The 3,614-nt window shown below is 25.9% G+C and carries 4 protein-coding genes; all 4 read left to right on the plus strand.

All coding sequences use genetic code 11. The features are described 5' to 3' along the window. The first annotated feature begins 409 nt into the window (after window positions 1–409). Genes KJQ97_RS09020 through KJQ97_RS09035 form a run of 4 tightly spaced genes read left to right on the plus strand, consistent with a single transcriptional unit; the run spans window position 410 to window position 3,410 of the window. Entirely contained in the window at window positions 410–1,897 is a 1,488-nt protein-coding gene (locus tag KJQ97_RS09020; protein WP_214120634.1) for a flavocytochrome c, read from the plus strand. Then, complete coding sequence (locus tag KJQ97_RS09025; protein ID WP_214120635.1) at window positions 1,898–2,242, plus strand: cytochrome c3 family protein; 345 nt, start codon at window positions 1,898–1,900, stop codon at window positions 2,240–2,242. It begins immediately after the preceding gene. Then, window positions 2,239–2,754, plus strand: coding sequence for a cytochrome c3 family protein (locus KJQ97_RS09030; protein ID WP_214115838.1), 516 nt, complete (start codon window positions 2,239–2,241; stop codon window positions 2,752–2,754). The genes KJQ97_RS09025 and KJQ97_RS09030 overlap by 4 nt, the downstream gene beginning before the upstream one ends. Beyond that, a complete protein-coding gene (locus KJQ97_RS09035) occupies window positions 2,751–3,410 on the plus strand; it encodes a response regulator transcription factor (protein WP_214120636.1) in 660 nt (219 codons plus the stop codon). The genes KJQ97_RS09030 and KJQ97_RS09035 overlap by 4 nt, the downstream gene beginning before the upstream one ends. Window positions 3,411–3,614 lie beyond the last annotated feature (204 nt).

The raw sequence follows: 3,614 nt of genomic DNA on the forward strand, positions 1-3,614 counted from the left end.
GCTTATAAATATAGTAATTTATATTAATTTAAATAAAATAATTGGTTTTAATAAGATATTAAAATACTTGAATTGATACTAAAAATTAAAATTGTAACTAAGCAGAAAAAATCGGATATTAATGTTTATTACAAAATAATGTTTTAACAATATAAGCACTAAATACTAGATATTTTTATAAGATTTTCATTAATTATTTTATACTTTTAAAAACTATTAAACAAATCTAGAAATTAAATTAATATCAAGATTTTAAATATTTTATAGGTAATATATCATTTCTATAATTTAAAATATTAGCTATCTTAGATTTAAAATTTATATTAAAATCTTAAAAATAAATTTATATTTGACACTTTTTTGCCACTACATATTTTTATAATAAATTGATTTTTTAGAAGGAGTATAGATGTTATCAAGGAGAAATTTTATAAAAAGAGTAGCAGGAGTTGGCCTTAGTGCACCTTTAGCATTAAACGCTAATGATAATTTAGGAAAAGACATAAAATTTGATGAAATAGCTGATGTTATTATAATCGGAAGTGGTGTGAGTGCTCATATTTGTGCTGCTTATTTAGTAAAGAATAAAATTGATGTTTTAATGATTGAAAAGATGGATAGAATTGGTGGTAATTCAGTTCTTTCTCAACAAGATTTTGCTGTTCTTAATTCAGATTTACAAATTAAAGCTGGCATAAAAGATAGCGAAGAATTATTTTTAAATGATTTAAATAAAGCTGGAGCTGGATATAATCATTTAGAACATTCTTTAAGAATTATAAGAAATTCAAATGAAGCATATGAATTTGCTAAAAGTTGTGGGGTTAAATATGCTGATAAGCTTAAGTTTTTAGGCGGTCATAGTGTTGCTAGAAGTGTTGAAACTATTGGCGGTGGCGGTGCTTGTATTAGCACTTTAAATGAATTTTTTATAAAACATAATGGAAAGATTAAAAACGAAACTAAATGCGATGAAATCATTCAAGATGAAAGTGGCAAAATAATTGGCGTAAGCGTTAGAGAAAATTATAGATTTAATAGAAATCTAGCAAATGATGATAGAGAGAATTTAAGTGGAGATAAAAAACACTATAAAGCAAGGCTTGCGGTAGTTTTTGCAACAGGTGGATTTAGCTGTGATATTGAGTTTAGAAGTATAGTAAATCCTAGATTAAGACTAGCAAAAAGCCCTTCAAGTTTAGGTCAGACTGCTGGTGCATTAAAACAAATGTTAAAGGTAGGAGCAATCCCAACTCAATTAGCACTTAGTAGATTTTCTTTTGGAATTCCTACAGAAGATTTAATTTATGGGATTATGGTTGATTGCAATGCTAAAAGATTTTTAAATGAAGATGGGGATAGACAAGGTTTATCAAATAAAATCTTAGCTCATATGGAAAAGATTAACACAACAATTTATCCAATAATTATTTTTGATAGCATAGGATTTGCTAATTCGCACGACCCTAATAGAATGCAAAGTTTTATTACTGCAGGGAAAATGAAGAAATTTGATAGCTTAAGTGATTTAGCTAATAATTTTAAGCTTAATGAAAATGATTTATCAAAGACAATGCAAGATTATGAAACAGGCATTTCAAATAATAAAGATGAGTTCAAAAAAGATTTAAGTAAGATTAAAAATTCTAGTATGAGTAAAGCACCTTTTTATGCAATGACAGCTGCACCAGGTCTTAGTTATACTCCAGGTGGTGTTTATGCTGATATAAATATGAGAGTTTTAAATATTAGTAACTATGAGCCAATTAAAGGGCTTTACGCGATTGGTGAGGCAACTGGTGGTGTTCATGGACAATCAAGGCTTACTAGTTGTTCTATTCCTGATTGTATGACTTCAGGAATTGCTTGTGCGAAAGATATTTTAAAAGGAGTATAAATGCAAAAATTATTAATGATTTTGATATTAAGTATTTTTGCATTAGGTAATGAATTTGCAATAAAACCACATCATATTGAAGTGAAATTAAAATGCACAGATTGTCATAAAGAAGCAAATGAAAAAGATTATAAAGCACTTGATTCTAATTCATGTCTAAGTTGTCATGGAAGTAAAGAGAAATTAGCAAAAAGGCTTGATTTTTTAAAAGGTAAAAACCCGCATAATAGTATTCATGATAATGCGAATTTAAATTGTTACACCTGTCATAATGAGCATAAGCCATCATTTAATATGTGTAATACTTGCCATAATACTAAAACTTGGATGAAGGAGATAAAATGAAAAAAACTATTATTTTTGTTTCATCTATTGTGGTTTTAACTTTAATTTTTGTATTTTTATCTCATAAAGCTATACAAATGACTGGAGATGATAAATTTTGTGCAAGTTGTCATGTAATGCAACCGATGAAGGAAGCTTATATTAAAGATGTTCATAGTGGTAATAATAATCTAGGTATAAAGGCAAATTGTGTAGATTGTCATTTGCCACATGATAATATAGTAAATTATCTAAGCACAAAAGCTTATAATGGCATTAAAGAATTTAGTATCACTGCTATTGGAGCTGATGAAAAGATAGATTGGTATGAAAAACTCAATCATAAAAAAGATTATGTTTATGATAGTGGATGCTTAAAATGTCATCAAGATATTACTAAAATTAATTCTAAAAATGAAATGCAAAATACAATGCATAAAAGATATTTAGATTACGCAAATGAATTAAAATGTGTAAGTTGTCATACCCATGTAGGTCATGATGGTTTAAGGGGTAAATTAGATAAAAAATGAAAAAATACACAATTTTATATGCAGAAGATGATTTAAATCTAGCAAGTCAAGTTATTGATTTGCTAGAACTACTTGATTTTAATGTGCTTTATGCTAAAGATGGCTTAAGTGCTTTAGATATATATTTGGCTAAAAAGCCTGATATATTATTACTTGATATTTCTATGCCAAAACTTGATGGTTTAAATTTATTAGAAAATATAAGAAATTCTGATAATAAAATTCCTGCTATTATGATTACAGCTTTAAGCGATAAACAAACTTTATTAAGTGCAGTTGAGCTTAATATTTGCAAGTATTTAATAAAACCTTTTGATAGGATTAAACTTGAAGATGCTTTAAAAAAGGCTATAAAAAGTATTAATAATAAAATTAAATTAAGCAATAATATATATTTAGATATTGATTTAAATGAGTTATTAGTAAATGATGAGATTATTAAGCTTAGCAAAAAAGAATTTTTATTGCTTGAAATTTTGTTAAAAAGTAGTCCTAACATTGTAGATATTTATAAGATTTGCGATTATGTATATAATGATTATGATGTAAGTTCTGATGCTATTAAATCACTCATTAAAAATCTTAGAAAGAAATTAGGCGATAAAGGTATAATTCATAATGCAAATTCTCGTGGATACTATATCAAAATTACTTAATATAAGCATTCGCAAAAAAGCTTTTATATTTGTTTTAACTTTGATTATTTTTTTATGTTTTATTTTGAATTTTTTATATATTTCTTGGCATAAAAATTATTTATTTCAAAACAAAAATAGTTTTAATGATAGGTTTATTTATTTTTATAGTGATTTTTTAAATAATTTATTAAACAATACGCTTAGTATTAGTTATGAATTTAG

Origin of the sequence: Campylobacter sp. 2018MI01, from assembly GCF_018501205.1 — a bacterium.
Lineage (GTDB): Bacteria > Campylobacterota > Campylobacteria > Campylobacterales > Campylobacteraceae > Campylobacter_E.

Bases quoted from the DNA above. Each gene is read 5' to 3' on its own strand.
- KJQ97_RS09020 (WP_214120634.1), top strand. From the start codon at position 410: ATGTTATCAAGGAGAAATTTTATAAAAAGAGTAGCAGGAGTTGGCCTT.
- KJQ97_RS09025 (WP_214120635.1), top strand. From the start codon at position 1,898: ATGCAAAAATTATTAATGATTTTGATATTAAGTATTTTTGCATTAGGT.
- KJQ97_RS09030 (WP_214115838.1), top strand. From the start codon at position 2,239: ATGAAAAAAACTATTATTTTTGTTTCATCTATTGTGGTTTTAACTTTA.
- KJQ97_RS09035 (WP_214120636.1), top strand. From the start codon at position 2,751: ATGAAAAAATACACAATTTTATATGCAGAAGATGATTTAAATCTAGCA.